The organism is uncultured Hyphomicrobium sp., assembly GCF_902826555.1.
Lineage (GTDB): Bacteria > Pseudomonadota > Alphaproteobacteria > Rhizobiales > Hyphomicrobiaceae > Hyphomicrobium_C.
Genome location: NZ_CADEFI010000076.1, coordinates 1 through 1,090, shown reverse-complemented (window position 1 = coordinate 1,090; position 1,090 = coordinate 1). Strand labels below are relative to the sequence as shown.

Genomic DNA, 1,090 nt, shown 5'->3' with positions numbered 1-1,090 from the left:
GGCAAGCGGGCAAGCGGGCAAGCGGGCAAGCGGGCAAGCGGGCAAGCGAGGAGGATGACGTGGACGAGAAAATACTCGGGCATCTCAAGACGGCGACCGGGAGAGACGCGAGGCTGCCGGTCACGGTGCTGTCAGGATTCCTCGGGGCCGGCAAGACAACGCTGCTCAATCACATCCTCAACAACCGCGAAGGGCGGAAGGTCGCCGTCATCGTCAACGACATGAGCGAGGTCAATATAGACACCGCGCTCGTCGAACGCGGCGGGGCCAATCTCTCGCGCACCGAGGAGGCGCTGGTCGAGATGAGCAACGGCTGCATCTGCTGCACGCTGCGTGAGGATCTCCTGACGGAGGTGCGCCGGCTCGCGGCGGAAGGTCGGTTCGACTACCTGCTGATCGAATCGACGGGCATCGCGGAACCGCTGCCGGTGGCGGCAACATTCGAGTTCCGCGATGAGGACGGCGTGAGCCTGTCGGACGTGGCGCGTCTCGACACCATGGTCACGGTGGTCGATGCGGCCAACCTGCTCAGGGATTATTCCTCGCAGGACTTTCTGTCGGACCGCGGACAGGTGGCCGGAGACGAGGACGAGCGCCCGCTGGTCGGATTGCTGGTGGAGCAAATCGAGTTCGCGGACGTCGTCGTTCTCAACAAGGTGGACATTGCACAGGCGGCGGAGATCGAAGCCGCGCGCGCCATCATCCGCTCACTCAATGCGGATGCACGCATCATCGAGACCAGCCAGTCCAAGGTGGAGCTCGGCGATATTCTCGATACGAGGCTGTTCTCTTTCGATGCCGCACACCGGCATCCGACGTGGCTGCGTGAGCTGAACGGATTCAGAGACCATCAGCCGGAGACGGAGGAGTACGGCATTACGAGCTTCGTCTATCGGGCGCGGCGTCCGTTCGATCCGGCGAAGCTGCATGCGTTCTTCAACAGTCCCTGGCCGGGGGTGCTGCGCGCCAAGGGCTTTTTCTGGCTGGCGACGCGTCCGGCGTGGGTGGGAGAGCTTTCGCAGGCCGGTGCGCTCGTGCGGCACGAGGCGGCCGGCTACTGGTGGGCGGCGGTCCCCAAAAACAAATGGCC

1 protein-coding gene is annotated in these 1,090 nt (G+C 64.3%); it reads left to right on the top strand.

All coding sequences use genetic code 11. The features are described 5' to 3' along the window. Positions 1 to 59: 59 nt before the first annotated feature. Positions 60 to 1,090, top strand: a 1,031-nt coding sequence (locus tag QZV93_RS17485) for a GTP-binding protein (RefSeq protein WP_295559997.1), incomplete at its 3' end; no start/stop codon positions are given.